This is a genomic window from Roseateles cavernae, assembly GCF_040187885.1.
GTDB lineage: Bacteria > Pseudomonadota > Gammaproteobacteria > Burkholderiales > Burkholderiaceae_C > Roseateles_E > Roseateles_E cavernae.
Window position 1 is genome coordinate 234,231 of record NZ_JBDPLH010000005.1, and the last position, 23,441, is coordinate 257,671.

A 23,441-nucleotide genomic window follows, 5' to 3' on the forward strand; every position below is an offset into this window, starting at 1 on the left:
ACTGCGGCACAAATGAGAAAGGGAAGCCATCAGGCTTCCCTTTTCATTTTGGAGCGGGTAACGAGGCTCGAACTCGTGACCTCGACCTTGGCAAGGTCGCGCTCTACCACCTGAGCTACACCCGCATTTCAGTTGCCGCATTTTATCCGGCCTGGGGGCCGAACCCGGCGCGAACCGGTATTCTGGAGCGGGTAACGAGGCTCGAACTCGTGACCTCGACCTTGGCAAGGTCGCGCTCTACCAACTGAGCTACACCCGCATTTCATTTGCCGCATTTTATCCGGCCTGGTGGCCGAACCCGGCGCGAACCGGTTTTCTGGAGCGGGTAACGAGGCTCGAACTCGTGACCTCGACCTTGGCAAGGTCGCGCTCTACCAACTGAGCTACACCCGCATTGAATTCTTGGAGGCGCGGTCCGGAGTCGAACCGGACTAACCGGATTTGCAATCCGGGGCATAACCGCTTTGCTACCGCGCCTTAGAAATCAGATTTTCTTACCGCCATCACTGCTTTTGGTGAAGCACTGATGGAAATGGGAAGCCGGGGCTTCCCATTTATATGCCTGGAGCGGGTAACGAGGCTCGAACTCGTGACCTCGACCTTGGCAAGGTCGCGCTCTACCAACTGAGCTACACCCGCATTGTTTCAACACACTGCTCGCTGGATGTTTGAATTTCTTCAATCGTCCTGCGCCGTTTGCGCTGAAGCAGCTATTCTATACCGGATTTTAGAACTCATGCAAGGCCTCGAGGCCTTGCATGACTCAAATCTCAGTGCGTCGCCGCCGGAGGCGCCGCCACGGCCGCTTCGGCCTTGGCCGCCACGGCCGGCTCTTCATCAGGCAGCGCAACCGGCATCGACTCCAGCGCCACCTCCAGCACCCGATCGATCCAGCGCACCGGCACGATCTCGAGCTGGTTCTTGACGTTCTCCGGAATGTCCTGCAGGTCCTTGACGTTCTCTTCCGGGATCATCACGGTCTTGATGCCACCACGATGCGCAGCCAGCAGCTTTTCCTTCAGGCCGCCGATCGCGGTGACCTCGCCACGCAGCGTGATTTCGCCGGTCATCGCCACATCGGCACGCACCGGGATACCGGTCAGCGCCGAGACAAAGGCCGTCGTCATCGCCGCGCCGGCGCTAGGGCCGTCCTTGGGCGTCGCGCCATCGGGCACATGGATGTGCACGTCGCGCTTCTCGAAGGCCTCGTCCTTGATGCCCAGGCGGCGGGCGCGCGAACGCACCACGGTGCGGGCCGCCTCGACCGATTCCTTCATCACATCGCCCAGCGAACCGGTGCGGATGATGTTGCCCTTGCCCGGCATCGCCGTGGCCTCGATGGTCAGCAGATCGCCGCCCACCTCGGTCCAGGCCAGACCGACCACCTGGCCGACCTGGTTCTTCTTCTCGGCACGGCCGAAGTCGTACTTGCGCACGCCCAGGAAGTCGTTGAGGTTGTCCTCGGTGACGACGGCCTGGCCCTCGACGGTCTTCAGCGCCAGATTCTTCACCACCTTGCGGCAGATCTTGGAGATCTCGCGTTCCAGCGAGCGCACGCCAGCCTCGCGGGTGTAGTAGCGGATGATGCCGCGGATGGCCGACTCGGTGACGTCCATCTCCTCGTCCTTGACGCCATTGTTCTTGCGCTGTTTGGGCAGCAAGTAGCGCTGGGCGATATTGACCTTTTCGTCCTCGGTGTAGCCGGACAGGCGAATGACCTCCATCCGGTCCAGCAGGGCCGGCGGGATGTTCATCGAGTTCGAGGTCGCCACGAACATCACATCGCTGAGGTCGAAATCGACCTCGACGTAATGGTCGCCGAAAGTGTGGTTCTGCTCGGGGTCGAGCACCTCCAGCAGCGCCGATGACGGATCACCGCGGAAGTCCATGCCCAGCTTGTCGATCTCGTCGAGCAGGAACAGCGGATTGCGCGTGCCGACCTTGGACAGCGACTGCAGCACCTTGCCCGGCATCGAGCCGATATAGGTGCGGCGGTGGCCGCGGATCTCGGCTTCGTCGCGCACACCGCCCAAGGCCATGCGCACGAACTTGCGGCCGGTGGCGCGCGCCACCGACTGACCCAGCGAGGTCTTGCCGACACCCGGGGGGCCGACCAGGCACAGGATGGGCGCCTTGACCTTGTCGACGCGCTGCTGCACCGCGAGATATTCGAGGATGCGGTCCTTGACCTTGTCCAGACCGTAATGGTCTTCGTTCAGCACGCCTTCGGCATTGCTGAGGTCGTACTTGATCTTGGTCTTCTTGCTCCAGGGCAGGTTGACCAGGGTCTCGATGTAGTTGCGCACCACGGTGGCTTCGGCCGACATCGGCGACATCAGCTTGAGCTTCTTCAGCTCGCTGTCGGCCTTCTTGCGGGCTTCCTTGGGCATGCGGGCGGCCTGGATCTTCTTGTCCAGGTCTTCGAGGTCCGCGCCCTCTTCGCCGTCGCCCAATTCCTTCTGGATCGCCTTGACCTGCTCGTTCAGGTAGTACTCGCGCTGGCTCTTCTCCATCTGGCGCTTGACGCGGCCACGGATGCGCTTCTCGACCTGCAGGATATCGACCTCGTGCTCGAGCAGATCGAGCAGTTTCTCCAGGCGCTTGCCGACCTCGGACAGGTCCAGCACCGATTGCTTGGCGTCGAGCTTGAGCGGCAGATGCGCGGCGATGGTGTCGGCCAGGCGACCGGCATCGTCGATGCCGGCGATCGAGGTCAGGATCTCGGGCGGGATCTTCTTGTTGAGCTTGACGTACTGGTCAAACTGCTGGGTCACCGCACGGCGCAGCGCCTCGGCCTCGGGCTTGGTATCGGCCTCCGGCGGGATCGGCACGACCTCGGCAACAAAGTGCTCCTCGGTCTCGGTGATGCTGCTGGTGCTGGCGCGCTGCAGGCCCTCGACCAGCACCTTGACCGTGCCGTCGGGCAACTTGAGCATCTGCAGAATGCTGGAGACGCAGCCGACCTCGAACATATCGTCGGGCTTGGGTTCGTCCTTGCCGGCGGCTTTCTGGGCCACCAGCATGATTTGACGACCGGCTTCCATCGCGGCTTCCAAAGCCTTGATGGACTTGGGGCGCCCCACGAACAGCGGGATCACCATATGCGGGAACACCACCACATCGCGCAGCGGCAGCAGCGGCAGGGTGATGGGTTCGGCGGGCAGAACGGGATGACCGGACATGAAAACCTCTCTTTCTCAGGCCCATCTGCGGCCTGAGGGGGTAAATGCAAGACGCCGAAGGGGAAGGATAGATCAGGCGCTGGCCTTGGCCTGCTCGCGATACACCAGCAGGGGTTTGGCCTCTTCCTCGATGTTGTGCTCGTCCAGCACCACCTTGGCCACACCATCCAGGGCGGGCAGTTCGAACATGGTGTCGATCAGCGACTGCTCCATGATGGAGCGCAGGCCGCGGGCACCGGTCTTGCGAGCCAGGGCCTTGCGGGCGATCGCCGCCAGACCGGAGGGTCGCACTTCCAGCTCCACACCGTCCATCGCGAACAACTGCTGGTACTGCTTCAGCAAGGCGTTCTTGGGCTCGGTCAGGATCTGCACCAGCGCGTCCTCGGTCAGCTCGCCCAGGGTGGCCACGACCGGCAGACGGCCGACCAGTTCGGGAATCAGACCGAACTTGATCAGATCCTCGGGCTCGACCTCGCGGAAGACCTCGGAGACGCGGCGCTCGGTCTTGGTCTTGACCGTCGCGCCAAAGCCGATGCCCGACTTCTCGGAACGGTTCTGGATGACCTTCTCCAGGCCATCGAAAGCACCGCCGCAGATGAACAGGATGTTGGTCGTGTCGATCTGCAGGAAGTCCTGGTTCGGATGCTTGCGCCCGCCCTGCGGCGGCACCGAAGCCATCGTGCCTTCGACCAGCTTCAGCAAGGCCTGCTGCACACCCTCGCCCGAGACATCACGGGTGATCGAGGGGTTGTCGGCCTTGCGGCTGATCTTGTCGATCTCGTCGATGTAGACGATGCCGCGCTGGGCACGCTCGACGTCGTAATTGCAGTTCTGCAGCAGCTTCTGGATGATGTTCTCGACATCCTCGCCGACATAGCCGGCCTCGGTCAGCGTGGTCGCATCGGCGATCACGAAGGGCACATTCAGCAGGCGCGCCAGGGTCTGGGCCAGCAAGGTCTTGCCGGAGCCGGTGGGGCCGATCAGGAGGATGTTGCTCTTGGACAGCTCGACCGAATCCTTGTTGCCGGCCATATGGCGCAGGCGCTTGTAGTGGTTGTAGACCGCCACCGCCAGGGTGCGCTTGGCGACGTCCTGGCCAATCACATAGTTGTCGAGGCTGGCCTTGATCTCGCTGGGCACGGGCAGATCGGACTTGCTGGCGCGCGCCGGCGTGCTGTCGGTCGGCACTTCATCGCGAATGATGTCGTTGCACAGCTCGATGCACTCGTCGCAGATGAATACCGACGGGCCGGCGATAAGCTTCTTCACCTCATGCTGGCTCTTGCCGCAGAAGGAGCAGTACAAGACTTTTTCGCTGGAGTTGCCTTTTTTCTCGGCCATGGATCTGCTTCAAATTCAGGCGTGAGTGCCTGATGGGATGATAGTTCAAACGCCGAAGGGGCCCTTGCGTCGATAAGGGCCCCGATCCAGCACCAGTTGAGTCCGGCCCCGAGCTCAGGGGCGCTTTTCGAGCACCTGATCGATCAGGCCGTAGCTCTGCGCCTCGGGAGCGGACATGAAATAGTCGCGCTCGGTGTCCAGCTGGATCTTCTCCAGGCTTTGACCGGTGCGCTCGGCCAGGATGCGGTTGAGCTGCTCGCGGGTCTTCAGGATCTCGCGGGCATGGATCTCGATATCGGTGGCCTGACCCTGGGCGCCGCCCAGCGGCTGGTGGATCATGATCTTGGCATTGGGCAGCGACATGCGCTTGCCCTTGGCGCCGGCCGCCAGCAGGAAGGCGCCCATGCTGGCCGCCATGCCCATGCACAGGGTCGCCACCTGGGGCTTGATGAAATTCATCGTGTCGAAGATCGACATGCCGGCCGAGACGCTACCGCCGGGGGAGTTGATATAGAGGGAAATGTCCTTGTCCGGATTTTCGCTTTCCAGAAACAGCAGCTGGGCCACCACCAGATTGGCCACCGCGTCATTGACCGGGCCGACCAGGAAGACGATGCGCTCACGCAGCAGGCGGCTGTAGATGTCATAGGCGCGCTCGCCGCGGCCCGATTGTTCGATGACGATGGGCACCATGCCCAGATTGCTTGTTTCCAGCGCGCTCATGAATTTCCTCGCAAGTGATGCTTTGTTATTGGGGCTGATTATGTCGCTTCAAGACGGGAGGCCGCAGAAAGGGCAAAGGCGCCGGCCTTGCGGCGCGGCGCCCTTGCGCTCAGCTCAGACCAACGCTCAGTTGGCGGTCGCCATCAGCTCGTCGAACGGCAGGGCCTTGTCGGTGACCTTGACCTTGGACAGCACAAAGTCCGTCACATTGTTCTCGATCACGACGGCCTCGACCTCGGCCAGACGCTCGCGGTCGCTCAGGTACCAGCGCACCACCTCGGCCGGCTTCTCGTAGCTCTGCGCCAGCTCTTCAATATGGGCTTGCAGCTGCTCGGGCTTGGCCTGCAGGCTGTTGGCGCGCACCAGCTCGGCCACCACCAAGCCCAGGCGCACGCGGCGCTCGGCCTGGGGCTTGAACAGCTCCTCGGGGATCGGCGCCTTGTCGGCGTCCTTGATGCCGCGCTTCTTCAGATCCTCGCGGGCATTGGCGACCAGGCGCTCGGTCTCGCTGGCGATCAGCGCGTTCGGCACATCCAGCTCGGCAGAAGCCACCAGGGCGTCCATCACGGCGCCCTTGTTGCGGGCCAGCACGCGGAACTTGACCTCGCGCTCGAGGTTCTTCTTGATGTCAGCGCGCAGCGCCTCGACCGTGGCTTCCTTGATGCCCAGCGACTTGGCAAAGGCCTCGTTCACTTCGGGCAGATGCTGGGCCTCGATCTTCTTCAAGGTCACCAGGAAGTCAGCTTCCTTGCCGGCCACGTCCTTGCCGTGGTAGTCCTCAGGGAAGGCCAGCGGGAAGGTCTTGGACTCGCCCGACTTCATGCCACGCACGGCCTTCTCGAAGGCTTCCAGCATCTGGCCTTCGCCGATGATGAACTGGAAGGCCTCGGCCTTGCCGCCGGCGAAGGGCTCGCCGTCGATCTTGCCTTCGAAGTCGATCGTGACGCGGTCCTCGTCGCTGGCAGCCTCGGCGGCGGCGCGCTGAGCGAAGGTGCGACGCTGCTTGCGCAGGATCTCGACGGTCTTGTCGATCGCGGCATCGGTCACTTCGCTGCCGATGCGCTCGACTTCGGCGGCCGACAGGTCGCCGATCTTGACCTCGGGATAGACCTCGAAGGTGGCGTCAAACGCCATCTGGCCTTCGCCGGCCTCGTCCTTTTGGGCGATGCGGGGCATGCCGGCCACGCGCAGCTTGGCTTCGTTGGCGGCGCTGGAGAAGGCCTCGCCCAGCTTGTCGTTCATGACCTCGTACTGGACCGAGTAGCCATAACGCTGGGTGACCACGCTCATCGGCACCTTGCCGGGGCGGAAGCCGTCGGCCTTGACCGTGCGGGCCAGCTTCTTCAAACGGGTTTCGACTTCGCTGTTGATGTCAGCGGCCGCCAGCGTGAGCGTGATGCGGCGTTCGAGCTTTTCGAGGGTTTCGACGGTGACAGCCATAGTTGACTCAATACAAAGTTATCTGGTGCGCGGGGCCGGACTCGAACCGGCACGCCCGTGAAGGCGTCAGGACCTAAACCTGGTGCGTCTACCAATTTCGCCACCCGCGCGAGTGGATCCAGGATTGTGTTGACGCCGAAGAAGATCCCCGGCGCCGCCTCAACCCTGTGGCAATTCGGCAAACCGGAGATTGTAGCCTCTCGCCGGCATGAAAATTTGGCCCAGGTAAACCCGGACCGTCAGAAGCGCGACGCCGCCTCGCTGGGGCGCTGGATGCGGAACCAGGCCGCATACATCGCCGGCAGCGCCAGCAGGGTCAGCGCGGTCGCGACGATCAGGCCACCCATGATGGCCACCGCCATCGGCCCCCAGAACACCGAGCGCGACAGGGGCACCATGGCCAGCACGGCGGCCGCGGCCGTCAGCACGATAGGCCGGAAGCGCCGCACGGCCGACTCGACAATCGCCTGCCAGGCCGGCACGCCGCGCTCGCGGTCCTGCTCGATCTGGTCGATCAGGATCACCGAGTTGCGCATGATCATGCCCATCAGCGCGATCACGCCCAGCAGCGCGACAAAGCCGAAGGGCCGGTCCAGCAGCAGCAGCGCCGCCGCCACGCCGGCGATGCCCAGCGGCCCGGTCAGGAACACCAGCATCGAGCGCGAGAAGCTCTGCAGCTGCAGCATCAGCAAGGTGAAGGTGATGAACAGCATGATGGGCACACCGGCCGCGATCGAGCCCTGGCCCTTGCTGCTCTCCTCCACCGCCCCGGCCACATCGATCGAATAGCCCAGCGGCATCTTGGCCTGCAGCTCCTTGAGCTGCGGCCAGATCTGGGCCGAGACCGTGGCCCCTTGCAGGCCCTCGGCCACATCGCCCTGCACCGTGATCGCGTAGTTGCGGCCCTCGCGCTGCAGCAGACCCGGCTCCCATTCGAAGCTGACCTTGGCGATCTGGGTCAGCGGAATGCTGCGCCCGCTGGCGGTCGGCACATAGGCATTGCCCAGATCGGTGATGGCCTCGCGCTCGGCCAGCGGCTGGCGCAGCACGATGTCGATCAGCTTGTCGCCCTCGCGGTACTGACCTATCGTGCTGCCGGACAGCAGGGTGCGCGAGGCCTGCGCCAGGCTCTGGCTGCTGACACCCAGCGCACGCGCCTTGTCCTGATCAACCTCCAGGCGCAGGGACTTGACCGACTCGTTCCAGTTGTCGTTGACGCCGCGCATATTCGGGTTGGCGCGCAGAATCGCCTTGGCCTGGTCGGCCCACAGCCGCACGGTCGCGACATCGCTGCCGGCGACGCGGAACTGCACCGGATACGACACCGGCGGCCCATTGGGCAGCAGCTTGACGCGGCTGCGCACCTCGGGGAACTCGGCCGCCACCAGCGCCGGCAGGCGCTTGCGCAAGGCCTCGCGCTCGCGCAGGTTCTTCGGCAGTACGATGGCCTGGCTGACGTTGGGCGCCGGGAAGATCTGGTCCAGCGGCAGATAAAAGCGCGGCACGCCGCTGCCTATCCAGGTGCTGACCGAATCGACGCCCGGCTCGCTCATCATGCGTGCCTCGAAGCGCTGCGCGATCGCGCGGCTCTGCTCTATCGTCGCGCCCTCGGGCAGCGTGAAGTCGACCAGGATCTCTGGGCGGCTGGAGTCCGGGAAGAACTGCTGCTGCACCCGCCCCATGCCGACCAGACCCAGCGCGAAGATCAGCACCGTCATGCCGATGGTCTTCCAGCGGTTCTGCACGCACCACAGCACCAGGCGGCGGAAGCGGTTGTAGAACGGCGTGTCGAACAGCTCATGCGCCCCACCCTCGCCGGCCACATGGCTGCGCAGCAGCAGCGAGCCCAGATAGGGCACGAAATAGATAGACACCACCCAGGAGATCACCAGCGCGGCCGCCGTCACCGCGAAGATCGCGAAGGTGTATTCACCGGTGGCCGACTGGGCCATGCCGATGGGCAGGAAGCCCACCGCCGTGATCAGGGTGCCGGTCAGCATGGGCATTGCCGTCGCGTCATAGGCAAAGGTCGCGGCGTGCATCTTGTCGTAGCCCTCTTCGAGCTTGCGCACCATCATCTCGACCGCAATGATGGCGTCGTCGACCAGCAGGCCCAGCGCGATGATCAGCGAGCCCAGCGAGATCTTGTGCAGGCCCACACTCCAGTAAAACATCGTCACAAAGGTGATCGCCAGCACCAGCGGGATCGTGATCGCCACCACCAGGCCGGGCCAGATGTCGATGCGCAGCGGCTTGGTGTGCAGACCCAGCGCGATGAAGCTGACCGCCAGCACGATCACCACCGCCTCGATCAGCACCTGCACGAACTCGTTGACCGAGCGCGTCACCGCCTGCGGCTGATCCTGGATCTGCGCCAGCTCGATGCCGGCCGGCAGCTCCTTGCGGATCTTGGCGCTGGCTGCCTGCAGTGCCTTGCCCAGCGCGATGATGTCGCCACCCTTGGACATCGAGATGCCCAGCGCCACCACATCCTTGCCCTGGTGGCGCACCATGATGGACGGCGGGTCGGCGTAGGCACGCTTGATCTCGGCGATGTCGGACAGGCGGATGCTGCTGGCGATGCCGGTGGCCGGATTGATCGCGCGGATCGGAAAGTCCTTCAGCGCCTGCACCGAATTGAGCTGGCCGCCGATACGGACCTGCAGATTGCCGCTGCCGGCATTCAGCACGCCGGCGCCCTCGACCGCGTTCTGCGCCCCGAGCTGATTGATCACCTGGCCGAAGTCCAGGCCCAGCTCGGCCAGGCGCTTCTGCGAGATCTCGATGAAGAGTTTTTCCGCCTGGGCGCCAAAGGTTTCGACCTTGGCGACATCGGGCAGTTTCAGCAGCTGGGCCCGCACCCGGTCGGCATGCTCGCGCAATTCCTCGCGGCTGAAGCCATCGGCCGACAGCGCCAGGATGGAGCCGTAGACATCGCCGAATTCGTCATTGAACAGCGGCCCGAGCACCCCCTGGGGCAGGGTGTGGCGCATATCGCCGACCTTTTTGCGCACCAGATACCAGGTGCCCGCGACCTCCTTGGCCGGCGTGCTGTCCTTCAGCTGGAACAGGGTCAGCGACTCGCCCGGCTTCGTGAAGCTGCGGATCTTGTCGGCATGCGGCACCTCCTGCAGCGTCTTCTCGATCTTGTCGGTCACCTGCTCGGCCACCTGCTGCGCGGTCGCGCCGGGCCAGAAGGCCTGGACCACCATGATGCGGAAGGTGAACGGCGGATCCTCGTCCTGGCCCAGCTGGAAATAGGCGGCAAAGCCCATCACCATCAGCACCACCATCAGATAGCGGGTCAGGGCCGGATGCTCCAAGGCCCAGCGGGACACATTGAAGCGTGAGCCCACATAGGGCTTGGTCGAAGTGCTCATGCGCGCCTGGCCTTGTTCTTAACGGGAAGCGGCCGCGGCTGCGGGCTCGGCATAACGCTTGACCTTCAGGCCCGCCGTCAGCACATGGACACCGGCGGTCACGACTTCCTGGCCGGGCGCCAGCCCGCCGGACACCACCACCTCATTGCCGTCGGCACCGGCCACCTGGATAGGCTGCAGCTTGATCGTCATGGTCTTGCCGTCGAGCAGCCAGACCGAGGTCTTGCCCTGCTGCTCCAGCACCGCCGTCAGCGGCAGCTTGATCACATGGGCCTGCTTGGGCAGCTCCAGCAGCACGGTCGCCGTCTGGCCGAGCCGCGCATCGAGCTTGCCGGCATCGGCCTTGACCAGGAAGGTGCGCGTGGTCGGATCGGCCGCCGCCGACACCTCGCGCAGCTGCACCGGCTGCGCCGCCTGCTCGCTGCCCCAGAGCTTGACGGTCAGCGCGCCGGGCCGGCTGGCCGCCGCGCGCAGGCTGGCGATCATCTGCTCGGGCACCGAGAACACCACGTCTTTCGGCCCCGCATGGGCCAGTTGCAGCACCGGCGTGCCGGCCGCCACCACCATGCCCGGCTCGGCATACACCGCCGTCACCACACCGCCGGCATCGGCCGTCAGCTGCGCATAGGCCGACTGATTGCTCTGCGCGCTGGACTGCGCCTTGGCCTGGTCCAGCTGGGCCTGAGCGGCCTTGAAGGCGGCGTCGCGCCGCTCCAACTCGGCCGCGCTGATGAAGCCCTGCTGGTGCAGCTCGATGAAACGCTTGTAGTCGGCACCGGCCTGATCGCGGTTGACGCGGGCGGCCTGCATGCCGGCGCGCGCCGCGTCCTGGGCCAGCAGCAGGTCCTGCGCATCGATGCGGGCCAGCAGCTGACCCGGCTTGACGGCATCGCCCAGATTGACGCGGCGCTCCAGCAGCTTGCCGCTGACCCGGAAGGACAGGCGCGACTCGGTGCGGGCGCGCAGCTCGGCCGCGTACTCATGGGTCAGCCCGGCGCTGTCACTGGCCACCACCAGGGTGCGCACGGCCCGCTCGGGCTCGGGCGCGGGAGCGGGCTTGCTGCAGGCGGACAGCAGCAGGGCCGACGCCAGCAGCAGACCCAGGGATTGGACTTGGGACATGGGTAACCTCATCAAAGCCGGCAGCGCCGCAGTAACTGACTAATTGGTCAGTAATGTATTTGTCGCTTTGAGGCCTGTCAAACCCGGCTGTGCCTTGTTTTGGCGACCTCGCGCATCGGCACACCCTCCGGCTGCGCACACAATGCCGGCCGTGAGCATAGAACACTACGAAAATTTTCCCGTCGCTTCCTGGCTCTGTCCGCCGGCCCTGCGCCCGGCCATTGCCGCGATCTACCACTTCGCCCGCACCGCCGACGACATCGCCGACGAAGGCGAGGCCTCGGCCGAGCAGCGCCTGGCCGAGCTGCGCGCATACCGCGCCGATCTGCAGGCGGTCTCGCGGGGCCAGCCGCCCTCGCCGCGCTGGGCCGCCCGCGTCTTCACGCCACTGGGCCCGGTGCTGCAGCGCCACCGGCTGCCATTGCCCCTGCTCGAAGCGCTGCTGGACGCCTTCGAGCAGGACCTGGTCAAGACCCGCTATGCCGACCGCGCCGAGCTGCTCGATTACTGCCGCCGCTCGGCCGACCCGGTCGGCCGGCTGCTGCTGCATCTGTATGGCGTCGGCGACGCACAGGCGCTGCGCCAGTCGGACGCGATCTGCTCCAGCCTGCAGCTGATCAATTTCTGGCAGGACATGAGCCGCGACGGCCCGCGCGGCCGCGCCTACGCGCCCCAGCAAGACCTGGCACGCCACGGCCTGAGCGCCGAGGCCCTGCAGCGCTGCGAAGACAGCCCCGCCGCCCGCGCCCTGCTGCGCGACTTGTGCGACTGGGCCGAGCGCCTGATGCACGAGGGCGCGCCGCTGGTACACCGCCTGCCCGGCCGGGCCGGCTGGGAGCTGCGCCTGGTGGTACAAGGCGGCCTGCGCATTCTTGCGAAAATCAAGGCCATGGATCACGCCACCCTGCTCACCCGCCCCCGTCTGCATGCGATAGACCTGCCCACGATGCTGTGGCGGGCCCTGCGTATGAAGGCGGGCCAGAACGCTCGCGTGGAGGCCCAGTGACACCCGAGCAATACGTTCAGGACAAGGCGGCCAAGAGCGGGTCGAGCTTCTACTACGCCTTCCTCTTTCTGCCGCCGCCGCGCCGCGCCGCGATCACCGCCTTCTACGCCTTCTGCCGCGAGATCGACGATGTGGTCGACGAGATCCAGGACCCCGGCATCGCCGCCACCAAGCTGGCCTGGTGGCGCAAGGAAGCGGCCGGCGCTTTTGCCGGCTCGCCCCAGCATCCGGCGATGAAGGCGCTGATGCCCCATGTGGCCGACTACGACATCCGGCTCGAGCATCTGATGGCGGTCATCGAGGGCTGCCAGATGGACCTGGAGCAGACCCGCTATCTGGACTACCCGGGCCTGCAGCGCTACTGCCATCTGGTGGCCGGCGTGGTCGGCGAGGTGGCCTCCGGCATCTTCGGCCGCAGCGAGCCGGCCACCATCGCCTACGCCCACAAGCTGGGCCAGGCCCTGCAGCTGACCAATATCATCCGCGACGTCGGCGACGATGCGCGGCGCGGCCGCATCTATCTGCCGATCTCGGAGCTGCAGCAGTTCGACGTCAAGGCCCACGAGATCCTCAAGCGCGAGAAGCCCTGGGGCTATAGCGAGCGCTTCAGCGCGCTGATGCAGTTCCAGGCCCGGCGTGCCCATGCGCTCTACGACGAAGCCTTCGCGCTGCTGCCCGAGACCGACCGCCGCACGCAAAAGCCCGGGCTGATGATGGCCCATATCTACCGCGCGCTGCTGCGGGAGATCGAGGCCGAGCAGTTCCAGGTGCTGCATCAGCGCATCTCGCTGACGCCGCTGCGCAAGCTCTGGATCGCGATGAAGACCAATTGGCGCGGCCGGTGAAGCGCGTCGCCGTCATCGGCGGCGGCTGGGCCGGCCTGGCGGCGGCGGTGCGGGCCACCGACGCCGGGCGCCGCGTCACGCTGATCGAGATGGCGCCGCAGCTGGGCGGCCGCGCACGCAGCCTGGCGCAGCCGCCACGGCTGGACAACGGCCAGCACATCCTGATCGGCGCCTATGTGGAGAGCCTGGCGCTGATGCGCCGGGTCGGCGTGGACCCCGAGGTGGCGCTGTGGCGCGCGCCGCTGCGGCTGCGCTATCCCGAGCATGAGGGCCTGCGCCTGCCGCCGGGGCCGCCGCTGATCGCCTTCACCCGCGCGGTGCTGGCTTGCCGGGCCTGGCCGCTTGCTGCCCGGCTGGCGCTGCTGCGCGCCAGCCTGGGCTGGGCGCTGGCGGGGTTTCGCTGCGATGAGGAGCTCAGCGTTGACACACTGTGCCGCGGCCTGCCCGCGCCGGTGCGGCAGGAGCTGATCGACCCGCTGTGCGTGGCCGCGCTGAACACGCCGGCGACCGAGGCCAGCGCGGCGGTGTTTCTGCGCGTGCTGCGCGATGCGTTGTTCAGCGGCCGCGGCTCGGCTGACCTGCTGCTGCCGCGCCTGCCCTTGAGCGAGCTGCTGGCCGAGCCGGCGGCGCAATGGCTGCGCGCGCGCGGCGTTGAGCTGCGGCTGGGCCGGCGCGTCGATCATGTCGATGCCCATGGCCGGGTCGATGGCGAAGGCTTTGACGCCGTGATCCTGGCCTGCAGCGCCACCGAGGCCGCGCGCCTGGCCGAGCCGCTTGCGCCCGGCTGGGCCGCGCTGGCCCGCGGGCTGCGCTTTGAGCCCATCGTGACCGTCTATCTGGAAAGCCCCGGCTCGGCGCTGCCTGCACCGATGCTGGCCTTGCACGAAGGCCCTGAGGCGCCGGCCCAGTTCGTCTTCGACCTCGGCCAGCTCGGCCATGCCAGCGGCCGCTTCGCTTTTGTGATCAGCGGCGCCGCGCCCTGGATCGAGCGCGGCCTGGAGGCCGCCGGCAGCGCGGTGCTGGCCCAGGCGCTGGCGGTGCTGCGCTGGCACAGCCCGCCGAGCGTGCTGCGGGTACTGGCCGAGAAGCGCGCCACCTTTGCCTGCACGCCGGGGCTGCGGCGCCCGCCGGCGGTGATCGCGCCGGGGTTATGGGCGGCCGGCGACTATATCGACGGCCCCTACCCGGCCACGCTGGAGGGCGCGGTGCGCGCGGGTCAGGCGGCTGCGGCCGCCATCCAGCAAGGCTGATCAGGGCTGATCCGGCTGGCGCGCAAACGGTGCCGCCAGCGGCTCGCCGACGAACACACTCTGCGCCGGCCAGAGCACGCTGCGCCAATAGGCCTCGAGCGCACTGACGCCCTGCAGATAGTTCAGCAACAGCAGCTGCGGATGCGGGAACTTCTGCAGATGGTTGCAGGGCTCGCTGACCGCGCCGTGGCTGGCTGTGGCCCCCGCCGCTAGCCAGTCCAGCGCGCTCATCTGCGGGCCGCTGGTGCGCTCCAACTGCCCGCCCAGCGAGGTCAGATGATCGGCCAGCGCGCCGGGCAGGAAAGGGATCTGGTCCAGGCCCTCGACCCGCGCCAGCCCGGTCTGGTAGAGCACCACCTCGGCCAGCGGCGGCAACTGGTCCTGATCGAGCTGGCGCACCTCGACGCCCCAGGCCCACAGCCGACCCGGCGGCGGAAACAGCGGCGCACGCACATTGCGGGCCTTGTCGGCCGTGCTGGCGAACACCGCCTGCACCGGCGGCGTGCCGCGCTGCGCCAGGCTGTGGTCGGCGGCCACGCCGCGGTCGATCAGCGCCCGGGCCTGCTCGACCGAGCGCGCGGCCAGCAGCATGGCCGGCCGCCAGCCGAGATCGCTGAAGGGCTTGTGGCCGGTATAGGCCACATAGGGCGAGGGCTTGGAAGGCGCGCAGCTCTGCTTGCAGAGCTCGGCCTGAAAGCCCAGCGCCAGCGCGCCGGTGATGGAGTTGCAGGCCACCGCATAGGGCTGGCTCCAGGCCAGCGCCAGTGCCTGTACCCGACCCGGCAGGCGGCGCTGCAACTGTGCCTGCAGTTCATCGAACTCGGCCGGGCTCAAGCTCGGCCGCAGCGGCAGCTCGACCCGCAGGACCTGCTCGGCGGCCAAGCCGCGCCGCCGGGCGTAATGTTCGCCCACCGCCACCGAATAGGGATCGGCCGTGTTGATCACGACGGCAATATCGGCGGCCGTCAGCCGGCCTGCGGTCGGTGGCACCCGCAGCCATTGCGGCGAGGCTGGGGACTGGGCCTGGGCGGTGGCCACCAGCATCAGCCCGGCCAGCAGCGCGGCCGCTGTCTTCATTTCGCCATGTAGAAAATTCACAAAATCCCGCACAATGAAAGCATGAAAAACAAAGAGGGGCAGACGCCCGCAGTTCAAGTCCTGGAACGCGCCTTTACCTTGCTGGACGTTCTGGCCAGCCATCAAGACCCCGTTTCACTGAAGCAGATCAGCGAAACCACCGGTCTCCACCCCTCGACGGCGCACCGCATTCTCAACGACCTGGCGATCGGCCGTTTCGTCGACCGGCCCGAGGCCGGTAGTTATCGGCTGGGCATGCGCTTGCTGGAGCTGGGCAATCTGGTCAAGGCGCGGCTGGATGTGCGCGATGCGGCGCTGGGGCCTATGCGCGAGCTGCACAAATTCACCCATCAGCCGGTCAATCTGTCGGTGCGCCAGGGTGACGAGATCGTCTATATCGAGCGCACTTACAGCGAACGCTCGGGCATGCAGGTGGTGCGGGCCGTCGGTGGCCGAGCGCCGCTGCACCTGACCTCGGTGGGCAAGCTCTTCCTGGCCAGCGACGACGCCCAGCGGGTGCGCGCCTACGCGACCCGCACCGGCCTGGCCGGCCACACCCGGAATAGCCTGACCGAGATCAGCGCACTGGAGCGCGAAATGGCCCTGGTGCGCCAGCGCGGCGTGGCGCGCGACGACGAAGAGCTGGAGCTGGGCGTGCGCTGCATGGCCGCCGGCATCTATGACGACCAGGGCAAGCTGATCGCCGGCCTGTCGATCTCGGCGCCGGCGGACCGGCTGGAGGAGAGCTGGCTGGCGCGGCTGCGCGAGACCGCCGCCCAGATCTCGCAGGCGCTCGGCTACCGCGGCTGACACCCAGCGCTCCATAAGAAAAGCGCGCCAGTGGCGCGCTTTCTGTTGAATGGCTGGGCTAGGAACTCAGCCCGAGATGCCCGGCAGCACGGCGCTGGCTTCGGGATTGGCGCTGATCCATTTGCGCACCCGCTCGGCATCGCCGATACGCGAGTACTTGCCGGCCGAGTCCAGGAACACCAGGATCAGCTTGCGGCCGGCCATCTGCACCTGCATCACCAGGCAGCGGCCGGCCTCGTTGATGAAGCCGGTCTTCTGCAGGCCGATATCCCAGGAACCGCTGCGCACCAGGCCGTTGGTGCTGTGGAAAGCCACCTGGCGACGGCCCAGGGTCACCAGATGCTCCTTGGAAGTCGACAGCTCGCGCAGCAGCGGAAACTCATGCGCCACCCGCACCAGCGCGGCCAGATCCTTGGCGCTGCTCTGATTGCGGCTGGACAGGCCGGTGGGCTCGACATAATGGGTGTCGCTCATGCCCAGGGTCTGCGCCTTCTGGTTCATCGCCGCGACAAAGGCCTTCAGGCCGCCGGGATAGTGGCGACCCAGCGCATTGGCGGCGCGGTTCTCGGACGACATCAGCGCCAGATGCAGCATCTCGCTGCGGCTCAAGGTGGTGCCGATCGCCAGACGCGAGCGGGTGCCCTTCTCGGTATCGATGTCTTCGTCGGTGACGGTCAGCATCTCGTCGAGCGGCTGCTTGGCCTCGACAACGACCAGGGCCGTCATCAGCTTGGTGATGGACGCGATCGGCAACACCGCCTGGGAATTCTTGGACAGCAGCACCTCGTTGGTCTCCTGGTCCATCACCAGGGCCACGCTGGACTTCAGATCGAGCGGGTCTTCGACCGCGTGCAGGCCGTAGATCTGGCCAAACGAGGGCCGGGCCGGGGCGGCGGCCATCACGGCCTTGCGCGGCGCGCGCAACGTGCGGGAGGCGGGCTTGGCCTTGCGCACCGTCTTGCCGGCCTTGCCGCTGCTCTTGCTGGCGCTGGCCGCATGGGCTTGCTGGGTCGGCAGCAGCGCTCCGCCGGCCATGAGGGCGCAGCTCATCACCGCGCTCGACAACAAAGTCACAAAAGTCTTCAATCCAGCCCCCAATGCTTGCGTCGCAAGTGTAGGTCAAAGGAAAAAGTCGGGCAAGATCAAAAACTTATGCACGCCTCCTAAAGTGAAGCATCGCGTAACTTAGTTCCCAACCGGCCCCGGTTCAGCCCTGCGCCGCGACTCTTTCGGTCTTGCTTTGCAGCTTGTTCAGTGCGCTCAAATATGCCTTGGCCGAGGCCACGACGATATCGGGGTCGGCACCAACGCCGTTCACCACGCGCCCGGCGTGCTGCAAACGCACCGTGACTTCGCCCTGAGATTCTGTGCTGCCGCTGGTGATGGCATTGACCGAATAGAGCAGCAACTCGGCGCCACTTTGGACCTTGGACTCGATGGCGCGCAGGCTGGCGTCGACCGGGCCGTTGCCGTCGCTCTCGGCATGGTGCTCGACGCCGCCGGCCGCAAAAGCGACCTTGGCATGGGGGCGTTCGCCGGTTTCCGAGTGCTGGGACAGGGCCAGCAGGCGGTAATGCTCCTGCTCGGCGGTGACCGACTCGTCCATCACCAGCGCGATGATGTCCTCATCGAAGATCTCGTTCTTGCGGTCGGCCAGATCCTTGAAGCGCACGAAAGCGGCATTGATCTCGGCCTCGGACTCCAGCGCGATACCCAGTTCCTGCAGGCGCTGCTTGAAGGCATTGCGGCCGCTGAGCTTGCCCAGCACGATCTTGTTGGCACTCCAACCCACATCCTCGGCCCGCATGATCTCGTAGGTGTCGCGCGCCTTCAGCACGCCGTCCTGGTGGATGCCGGAGGCATGGGCGAAGGCATTGGCGCCGACCACGGCCTTGTTGGGCTGGACCACGAAGCCGGTGGTCTGCGAGACCAGGCGCGAGGCCGCGACGATCTGGGTCGCGTCGATGCCGACGTCCAGGCCGAAGTAGTCGCGGCGGGTCTTGACCGCCATCACCACCTCTTCCAGCGAGCAGTTGCCGGCGCGCTCGCCCAGGCCGTTGATCGTGCATTCGATCTGACGCGCGCCGCCTATCATCACGCCGGCCAGCGAGTTGGCCACCGCCATGCCCAGGTCGTTGTGGCAGTGCACGCTCCAGATCGCCTGGTCGGCGTTGGGCACGCGCTCGCGCAGGGTCTTGATGAAATTGCCGTAGAGCTCGGGGATCGCATAGCCGACCGTGTCGGGGATGTTGATCGTGCGCGCCCCCTCCTTGATCACCGCCTCGACGACGCGGGCCAGGAACTCTGGATCGGAGCGGTAGCCATCCTCGGGCGAAAACTCGACATCGTCGGTCAGATTGCGGGCGAAGCGCACCGCCTGGATGGCCTGCTCCAGCACCTGCTCGCGCGTCATGCGCAGTTTCTTCTCCATATGGAGCTCGCTGGTGGCGATGAAGGTGTGGATGCGCGAGCGCGCCGCGCCCTTCAGCGCCTCGGCCGCGCGCGCGATGTCACGGTCATTGGCGCGCGCCAGCGAGCAGATCGTGCTGTCGCGCACCGCGTCGGCAATCGCCTTGACAGCCTCGAAGTCGCCATTGCTGGAGGCCGCGAAGCCGGCCTCGATCACATCGACCTTGAGCCGTTCCAGCTGGCGCGCGATGCGCAGCTTCTCGTCCTTGGTCATCGAGGCGCCGGGCGATTGCTCGCCGTCGCGCAAGGTGGTGTCGAAAATGATCAGCTGCTGGCTCATGAGCGGGCTCCCGGTGGATTTGTTCAGGCGGTGATGGAGGTGGCGAACTGCAACTGGCCGCGCTCGGCGGCGCGGCGCAGGCCGGCGCTGATGGCCTTCAAGGAGGCCGAGACGATATTGGCGTCGATGCCGACACCGAAGAGTGTCAGGGCGTCCCCGATGCGCAGCTCCAGATAGGCCACGGCCTTGGCGTCGGCGCCGCTGCCTATCGAATGCTCGTGATAGTCGAGCACGCGCACGGCGGTGCTCAGCTGGGCGTTCAAGCCGTTGATGAAGGCGTCGATCGGGCCGCTGCCCTCGCCCTGCACCTGCAGCTGGCGCTCGCGCAGATCGGCGCTGGCGCGCAGGCTGACCCGGCCCTCGGCCGACTCGCTGATCGCCGGATGCAGGGCCGCACCGGCGCTGATGCCGTACTCGCGGTCGAAGATGCCCCAGATGTCGGCGGCACTGAGTTCCTTGCCGCTGTCGTCCATCACGGCCTGCACGACCTGGCTGAACTCGATCTGCAGGCGGCGCGGCAGCTCGACGCCGTACTCGGCCTCCAGCAGATAGGCGATGCCGCCCTTGCCCGACTGGCTGTTGACGCGTATCACCGCGTCATAGCTGCGACCCAGGTCCTTGGGATCGACCGGCAGATAGGGCATGTCCCAGATGTCGCCGTCCTTGCGGGCGGCGAAGGCCTTCTTGATCGCGTCCTGGTGCGAGCCCGAGAACGAGGTGTAGACCAGATCGCCGGCATAGGGATGGCGCGGATGCACCGGCAGCTGGGTGCAATGCTCGGCGCAGCGGCGCACCTCGTCGATGTCGGAGAAGTCCAGCTCGGGCGAGACGCCCTGCGTGTAGAGGTTCAGCGCGATATTGACGATGTCGACATTGCCGGTGCGCTCGCCGCTGCCGAACAGGCAGCCCTCGATGCGGTCGCCGCCGGCCATCAGCGCGAACTCGGCCGCGGCCGTGCCGGTGCCGCGGTCGTTGTGCGGATGGATGGACAGCACGACGCTATCGCGGCGCTCGATATGGCGGTGCATCCACTCGACCATGTCGGCAAAGATATTGGGCGTCGAGTGCTCGACGGTGGCCGGCAGATTGATGATGACCTTGCGCTGGGGCGTTGCGCCCCAGGCTTCGGTCACCGCATCGACGACGCGCTTGGAGAAGGCCAGCTCGGTGCCGGAGAACATCTCGGGCGAGTACTGGAACCGGAACTCGGTCTCTGGCTGCTCCTCTGCCATGCGGCGGATCATCTGCGTGTGCGTGACGGCCAGCGCGACGATCTGGTCCTCGTCCATGCCCAAGACGACCTGGCGCATCACCGGCGCCACCGCGTTGTAGAGATGGACGATGACGCGGCGCGCACCGCGCAGCGACTCGAAGGTGCGCGCTATCAGCGGCTGGCGCGCCTGGGTCAGCACCTGGATGGTCACGTCATCAGGGATCAGGTTCTGCTCGATCAGCAGGCGCACGAAGTCGAAATCGGTCTGCGAGGCCGAGGGGAAACCGACCTCGATCTCCTTGAAGCCGATGCGCACCAGCATCTCGAACATGCGCAGCTTGCGCTCGGCATCCATCGGCTCGATCAAGGCCTGGTTGCCATCGCGCAGATCGGTGCTCAGCCAGATCGGTGCGCGGCTCAGCTGGGCGTCCGGCCAGGTCCGGTCGCGCAGACCGATGGCAGGGAAGGCGCGGTACTTGACGTTGGGTTGCTTCAACATGGATCTTGCTTCCTGGTGAGTCTGGATCGCAACCTGCAGACTCGAAAAGACCAACGGCCCGCTGCAGGGTGCATACGGGCCGTTGAGATCAAAAACGCTTGGACGTGCGCGATCAGCGAACCCGAGGTTCACCTAGTAGTAGCAGCGCGAACGCGAACAAGGTCTTCATGGGCGATGAATATAGCACGTGAGTTCAGCGATGCAGGCCCTGCTCATCGGGCTCGTCGGTCGATGTGGCAATCATGCTGACCTGCTTGCCCTTGGCCTTGCGCCAGAAATAGATCACATAGCCCGACAGGCCATAGGCGCAGAAGATCGCGAACAGGCCCAGCGGCGGGTTCTGGCTGATCAGCACGATGGCCAGCGCGATCGCGACCAGCACCACGAAGGGCACGGTGCGCCGGGCGCCAACGACCTTGAAACTGTAGAAGGGCGCGTTGGTCACCATCGACAAGCCGGCGAACAAGGTCATGCCGAAGGCGGTCCAGACCACCCAGGGCAGATGGGTGACCTGCTTGAAGCCATAGTCATCGAAGGCCCAGATCATGCCGATCACGATGGCCGCGGCGGCCGGGCTGGGCAGGCCCTGGAAGAAACGTTTGTCGACCACGCCGATATTGACGTTGAAGCGCGCCAGGCGCAGCGCCGCACCCGAGATATAGACAAAGGACGGAATCCAGCCGAGCTTGCCCATGTCCTTGAAGGCCCAGACATAGACGATCAGCGCCGGCGCCGCGCCGAAGCTGACCATGTCCGACAGGCTGTCCATCTGCTCGCCGAAGGCGCTCTGTGCATTGGTCATGCGCGCAACGCGGCCGTCCAGGCTGTCCAGCACGGCGGCGCAGAAGATTGCGATGCAGGCCAGCTCGAAGCGGCCATTCATCGACATCACGATGGCGTAGAAGCCGGAGAACAGTGCCGCCAGCGTGATGGCATTGGGCAGCACATAAATGCCCTTGCGACGCGGGCGCACCGGCGCCGGCACGGTGTCCTCGTCCTCGTACAGCAGCTCGGTCGGGCTCTTCTTGTTCGGTTCGGTCATGGGGCGGGAGGATACAACAGGCACTCCATAGAAAAAGCCGCGAGGCCTGAGGGCTTCGCGGCTTTCGAATCCGGCTTGACGGATCAGTTCTTGCTCTGGTCGACCAGGCGGTTCTTCTTGATCCAGGGCATCATCGCGCGCAGCTTCTCGCCGACCTGCTCGATCTGGTGCTCCGAGGTCAGGCGGCGGCGGCTCAGCAGCGTCGGTGCGCCGGCCTTGTTCTCGAGGATGAAGCTCTTCGCGTATTCGCCGGTCTGGATGTCCTTCAGGCACTGGCGCATCGCTTCCTTGGTGGCTTCGGTGACGACCTTGGGACCGGTCACGTACTCGCCGTACTCGGCATTGTTCGAGATCGAGTAGTTCATGTTGGCGATACCGCCTTCATAGATCAGGTCGACGATCAGCTTCAACTCGTGCAGGCACTCGAAGTAGGCCATCTCGGGCGCGTAGCCGGCTTCCACCAGGGTCTCGAAGCCGGCCTTGATCAGCTCGACGGCACCACCGCACAGCACGGCCTGCTCGCCGAACAGATCGGTTTCGGTCTCTTCGCGGAAGTTGGTCTCGATGATGCCGGCCTTGCCGCCGCCGTTGGCCGAGGCGTAGCTCAGCGCCAAGTCACGGGCCTTGCCGGTCTTGTCGGCATAGACGGCGATCAGGTGGGGCACGCCGCCGCCTTGGGTGTAGGTGCCGCGCACCGTGTGGCCCGGGGCCTTGGGGGCGACCATCCAGACGTCCAGATCAGCACGCGGCGTGACCTGGCCGTAGTGGACATTGAAACCGTGGGCGAAGGCCAGCGAGGCGCCTTGCTTGATATGGGGCTCGACTTCGCGCTTGTAGACCTCGGCGATCTGCTCGTCGGGCAGCAGAATCATCACGACGTCGGCAGCCTTGACCGCATCGGCGATCTCGGCGACCTTCAGGCCGGCGTTCTCGGCCTTGGCCCAGGACGCGCCGCCGCGGCGCAGACCGACGGTGACCTTGACGCCGCTGTCGTTCAGGTTTTGCGCGTGGGCATGGCCTTGTGAGCCGTAGCCGATGATGGTGACGTTCTTGCCCTTGATCAGGCTCAGGTCGGCGTCCTTGTCGTAATAAACGTTCATGTCGTGCTCCAGGAAAAAACGGGTCGGGTGTTGTTGGGTGGGGAAAATCTAGAAACTCAGACGCGCAGGATGCGCTCGCCGCGGCCGATGCCGCTGGTGCCGGTGCGCACCGTCTCCAGGATGGAGCCGCGGTCCAGCGCACCGATGAAGGCGTCGAGCTTGGAGGCCGTGCCGGTCAGCTCTATCGTGTAGGTCTTCTCGGTGACGTCGATGACGCGGCCACGGAAGATGTCGGCGGTGCGCTTCATCTCCTCGCGCTCCTTGCCGACCGCGCGCACCTTGATCAGCATCAGCTCGCGTTCGGTGAAGTTGCCTTCGGTCAGGTCGACCACCTTGACCACCTCGATCAGCCGGTTCAGGTGCTTGGTGATCTGCTCGATCACCTCGTCCGAGCCGGTCGTGACGATGGTCATGCGCGACAGCGAGGGATCCTCGGTGGGCGCCACCGTCAGGCTCTCGATGTTGTAGCCGCGGGCCGAGAACAGCGCGACGACGCGCGACAGCGCGCCCGGCTCGTTCTCGATGAGCAGTGCAATGATGTGTTTCATAGAGTCTCGTCCTTCGCGCTCTTCAAGCCGGCGGCGGTAACCGACGGCTCTTGGCCACGCTCTTCGATTGAAAGGGAGTCGGTCCGGGCCCTGGGATTCGTCGACCAGGCTTTC

17 protein-coding genes and 6 tRNA genes are annotated in these 23,441 nt (G+C 65.9%); 4 read left to right on the forward strand and 19 right to left on the reverse strand.

The features are described from left to right. Nucleotides 1–49 precede the first annotated feature (49 nt). The 12 genes from ABGI63_RS16085 to ABGI63_RS16140 form a co-directional block, all read right to left on the reverse strand. Nucleotides 50–125, reverse strand: a tRNA-Gly gene (locus ABGI63_RS16085). Nucleotides 126–183: 58 nt separating this feature from the next. Further along, a tRNA-Gly gene (locus ABGI63_RS16090) sits at nt 184–259 on the reverse strand. A 58-nt stretch (nt 260–317) separates the two neighbouring features. After that, nucleotides 318–393: transfer RNA gene (locus tag ABGI63_RS16095), tRNA-Gly, on the reverse strand. A 10-nt stretch (nt 394–403) separates the two neighbouring features. Then, nucleotides 404–477: transfer RNA gene (locus ABGI63_RS16100), tRNA-Cys, on the reverse strand. An 86-nt stretch (nt 478–563) separates the two neighbouring features. Then, nucleotides 564–639: transfer RNA gene (locus ABGI63_RS16105), tRNA-Gly, on the reverse strand. A 131-nt stretch (nt 640–770) separates the two neighbouring features. Further along, complete coding sequence (gene lon, locus ABGI63_RS16110; RefSeq protein WP_349743360.1) at nt 771–3,182, reverse strand: endopeptidase La; 2,412 nt, start codon at nt 3,180–3,182, stop codon at nt 771–773. 72 nt (nt 3,183–3,254) lie between these two features. Beyond that, nucleotides 3,255–4,523: an ATP-dependent Clp protease ATP-binding subunit ClpX gene (gene clpX, locus ABGI63_RS16115; protein ID WP_137941724.1), complete on the reverse strand. Its 1,269-nt coding sequence runs from the start codon at nt 4,521–4,523 to the stop codon at nt 3,255–3,257. 114 nt (nt 4,524–4,637) lie between these two features. Continuing rightward, nucleotides 4,638–5,246 carry an ATP-dependent Clp endopeptidase proteolytic subunit ClpP gene (clpP, locus tag ABGI63_RS16120; protein WP_137941723.1) on the reverse strand — a complete coding sequence of 203 codons (609 nt, stop codon included), beginning with the start codon at nt 5,244–5,246 and terminating at the stop codon, nt 4,638–4,640. Nucleotides 5,247–5,372: 126 nt separating this feature from the next. Then, the gene (gene tig, locus ABGI63_RS16125) at nt 5,373–6,686 is read right to left on the reverse strand and encodes a trigger factor (RefSeq protein WP_262969586.1); all 1,314 of its coding nucleotides are present in this window, start codon (nt 6,684–6,686) and stop codon (nt 5,373–5,375) included. 23 nt (nt 6,687–6,709) lie between these two features. Next, nucleotides 6,710–6,796 (reverse strand) — tRNA-Leu (locus tag ABGI63_RS16130). 129 nt (nt 6,797–6,925) lie between these two features. Further along, a complete protein-coding gene (locus ABGI63_RS16135) occupies nt 6,926–10,066 on the reverse strand; it encodes an efflux RND transporter permease subunit (protein WP_349743361.1) in 3,141 nt (1,046 codons plus the stop codon). Between the two features lie 18 nt (nt 10,067–10,084). Next, a complete protein-coding gene (locus ABGI63_RS16140) occupies nt 10,085–11,188 on the reverse strand; it encodes an efflux RND transporter periplasmic adaptor subunit (RefSeq protein ID WP_349743362.1) in 1,104 nt (367 codons plus the stop codon). Nucleotides 11,189–11,330: 142 nt separating this feature from the next. Here ABGI63_RS16140 and hpnC point away from each other — a divergent pair, with 142 nt between their 5' ends. Genes hpnC through hpnE form a run of 3 tightly spaced genes read left to right on the forward strand, consistent with a single transcriptional unit; the run spans nt 11,331 to nt 14,289 of the window. After that, on the forward strand, nt 11,331–12,194 hold the full coding sequence (gene hpnC / locus ABGI63_RS16145) for a squalene synthase HpnC (protein WP_349743363.1): 864 nt from the start codon (nt 11,331–11,333) through the stop codon (nt 12,192–12,194). Then, entirely contained in the window at nt 12,191–13,039 is an 849-nt protein-coding gene (gene hpnD / locus ABGI63_RS16150; protein WP_269840585.1) for a presqualene diphosphate synthase HpnD, read from the forward strand. The genes hpnC and hpnD overlap by 4 nt, the downstream gene beginning before the upstream one ends. After that, entirely contained in the window at nt 13,036–14,289 is a 1,254-nt protein-coding gene (hpnE, locus tag ABGI63_RS16155) for a hydroxysqualene dehydroxylase HpnE (protein WP_349743364.1), read from the forward strand. The genes hpnD and hpnE overlap by 4 nt, the downstream gene beginning before the upstream one ends. On the opposite strand, the gene ABGI63_RS16160 is transcribed toward hpnE, so the two are convergent. Beyond that, the gene (locus ABGI63_RS16160) at nt 14,290–15,366 is read right to left on the reverse strand and encodes a TIGR03790 family protein (protein ID WP_349743365.1); all 1,077 of its coding nucleotides are present in this window, start codon (nt 15,364–15,366) and stop codon (nt 14,290–14,292) included. It lies immediately after the preceding gene. Nucleotides 15,367–15,408: 42 nt separating this feature from the next. Here ABGI63_RS16160 and ABGI63_RS16165 point away from each other — a divergent pair, with 42 nt between their 5' ends. Next, the gene (locus tag ABGI63_RS16165) at nt 15,409–16,176 is read left to right on the forward strand and encodes an IclR family transcriptional regulator (protein WP_349743366.1); all 768 of its coding nucleotides are present in this window, start codon (nt 15,409–15,411) and stop codon (nt 16,174–16,176) included. 66 nt (nt 16,177–16,242) lie between these two features. Here ABGI63_RS16165 and pbpG read toward each other — a convergent pair whose 3' ends face one another. The 6 genes from pbpG to ilvN form a co-directional block, all read right to left on the reverse strand. Then, nucleotides 16,243–17,226, reverse strand: coding sequence for a D-alanyl-D-alanine endopeptidase (gene pbpG / locus ABGI63_RS16170; RefSeq protein WP_349743367.1), 984 nt, complete (start codon nt 17,224–17,226; stop codon nt 16,243–16,245). 157 nt (nt 17,227–17,383) lie between these two features. Next, nucleotides 17,384–18,925, reverse strand: a complete 1,542-nt coding sequence (locus ABGI63_RS16175; RefSeq protein ID WP_349743368.1) for a 2-isopropylmalate synthase — start codon at nt 18,923–18,925, stop codon at nt 17,384–17,386. Between the two features lie 23 nt (nt 18,926–18,948). Beyond that, the gene (gene leuA / locus ABGI63_RS16180) at nt 18,949–20,637 is read right to left on the reverse strand and encodes a 2-isopropylmalate synthase (protein ID WP_349743369.1); all 1,689 of its coding nucleotides are present in this window, start codon (nt 20,635–20,637) and stop codon (nt 18,949–18,951) included. 193 nt (nt 20,638–20,830) lie between these two features. Beyond that, nucleotides 20,831–21,679, reverse strand: a complete 849-nt coding sequence (gene pssA, locus ABGI63_RS16185) for a CDP-diacylglycerol--serine O-phosphatidyltransferase (protein WP_349743370.1) — start codon at nt 21,677–21,679, stop codon at nt 20,831–20,833. Between the two features lie 83 nt (nt 21,680–21,762). Further along, nucleotides 21,763–22,779, reverse strand: coding sequence for a ketol-acid reductoisomerase (ilvC, locus tag ABGI63_RS16190; RefSeq protein ID WP_137941711.1), 1,017 nt, complete (start codon nt 22,777–22,779; stop codon nt 21,763–21,765). Between the two features lie 56 nt (nt 22,780–22,835). Next, nucleotides 22,836–23,327 carry an acetolactate synthase small subunit gene (ilvN, locus tag ABGI63_RS16195; RefSeq protein WP_137941710.1) on the reverse strand — a complete coding sequence of 164 codons (492 nt, stop codon included), beginning with the start codon at nt 23,325–23,327 and terminating at the stop codon, nt 22,836–22,838. Nucleotides 23,328–23,441 lie beyond the last annotated feature (114 nt).

Coding starts and splice junctions, on each gene's coding strand:
- lon (WP_349743360.1), bottom strand. CDS start 3,182: ATGTCCGGTCATCCCGTTCTGCCCGCCGAACCCATCACCCTGCCGCTG.
- clpX (WP_137941724.1), bottom strand. CDS start 4,523: ATGGCCGAGAAAAAAGGCAACTCCAGCGAAAAAGTCTTGTACTGCTCC.
- clpP (WP_137941723.1), bottom strand. CDS start 5,246: ATGAGCGCGCTGGAAACAAGCAATCTGGGCATGGTGCCCATCGTCATC.
- tig (WP_262969586.1), bottom strand. CDS start 6,686: ATGGCTGTCACCGTCGAAACCCTCGAAAAGCTCGAACGCCGCATCACG.
- ABGI63_RS16135 (WP_349743361.1), bottom strand. CDS start 10,066: ATGAGCACTTCGACCAAGCCCTATGTGGGCTCACGCTTCAATGTGTCC.
- ABGI63_RS16140 (WP_349743362.1), bottom strand. CDS start 11,188: ATGTCCCAAGTCCAATCCCTGGGTCTGCTGCTGGCGTCGGCCCTGCTG.
- hpnC (WP_349743363.1), top strand. CDS start 11,331: ATGCCGGCCGTGAGCATAGAACACTACGAAAATTTTCCCGTCGCTTCC.
- ABGI63_RS16160 (WP_349743365.1), bottom strand. CDS start 15,366: ATGAAGACAGCGGCCGCGCTGCTGGCCGGGCTGATGCTGGTGGCCACC.
- ABGI63_RS16165 (WP_349743366.1), top strand. CDS start 15,409: ATGAAAAACAAAGAGGGGCAGACGCCCGCAGTTCAAGTCCTGGAACGC.
- pbpG (WP_349743367.1), bottom strand. CDS start 17,226: ATGAGCTGCGCCCTCATGGCCGGCGGAGCGCTGCTGCCGACCCAGCAA.
- ABGI63_RS16175 (WP_349743368.1), bottom strand. CDS start 18,925: ATGAGCCAGCAGCTGATCATTTTCGACACCACCTTGCGCGACGGCGAG.
- leuA (WP_349743369.1), bottom strand. CDS start 20,637: ATGTTGAAGCAACCCAACGTCAAGTACCGCGCCTTCCCTGCCATCGGT.
- pssA (WP_349743370.1), bottom strand. CDS start 21,679: ATGACCGAACCGAACAAGAAGAGCCCGACCGAGCTGCTGTACGAGGAC.
- ilvC (WP_137941711.1), bottom strand. CDS start 22,779: ATGAACGTTTATTACGACAAGGACGCCGACCTGAGCCTGATCAAGGGC.
- ilvN (WP_137941710.1), bottom strand. CDS start 23,327: ATGAAACACATCATTGCACTGCTCATCGAGAACGAGCCGGGCGCGCTG.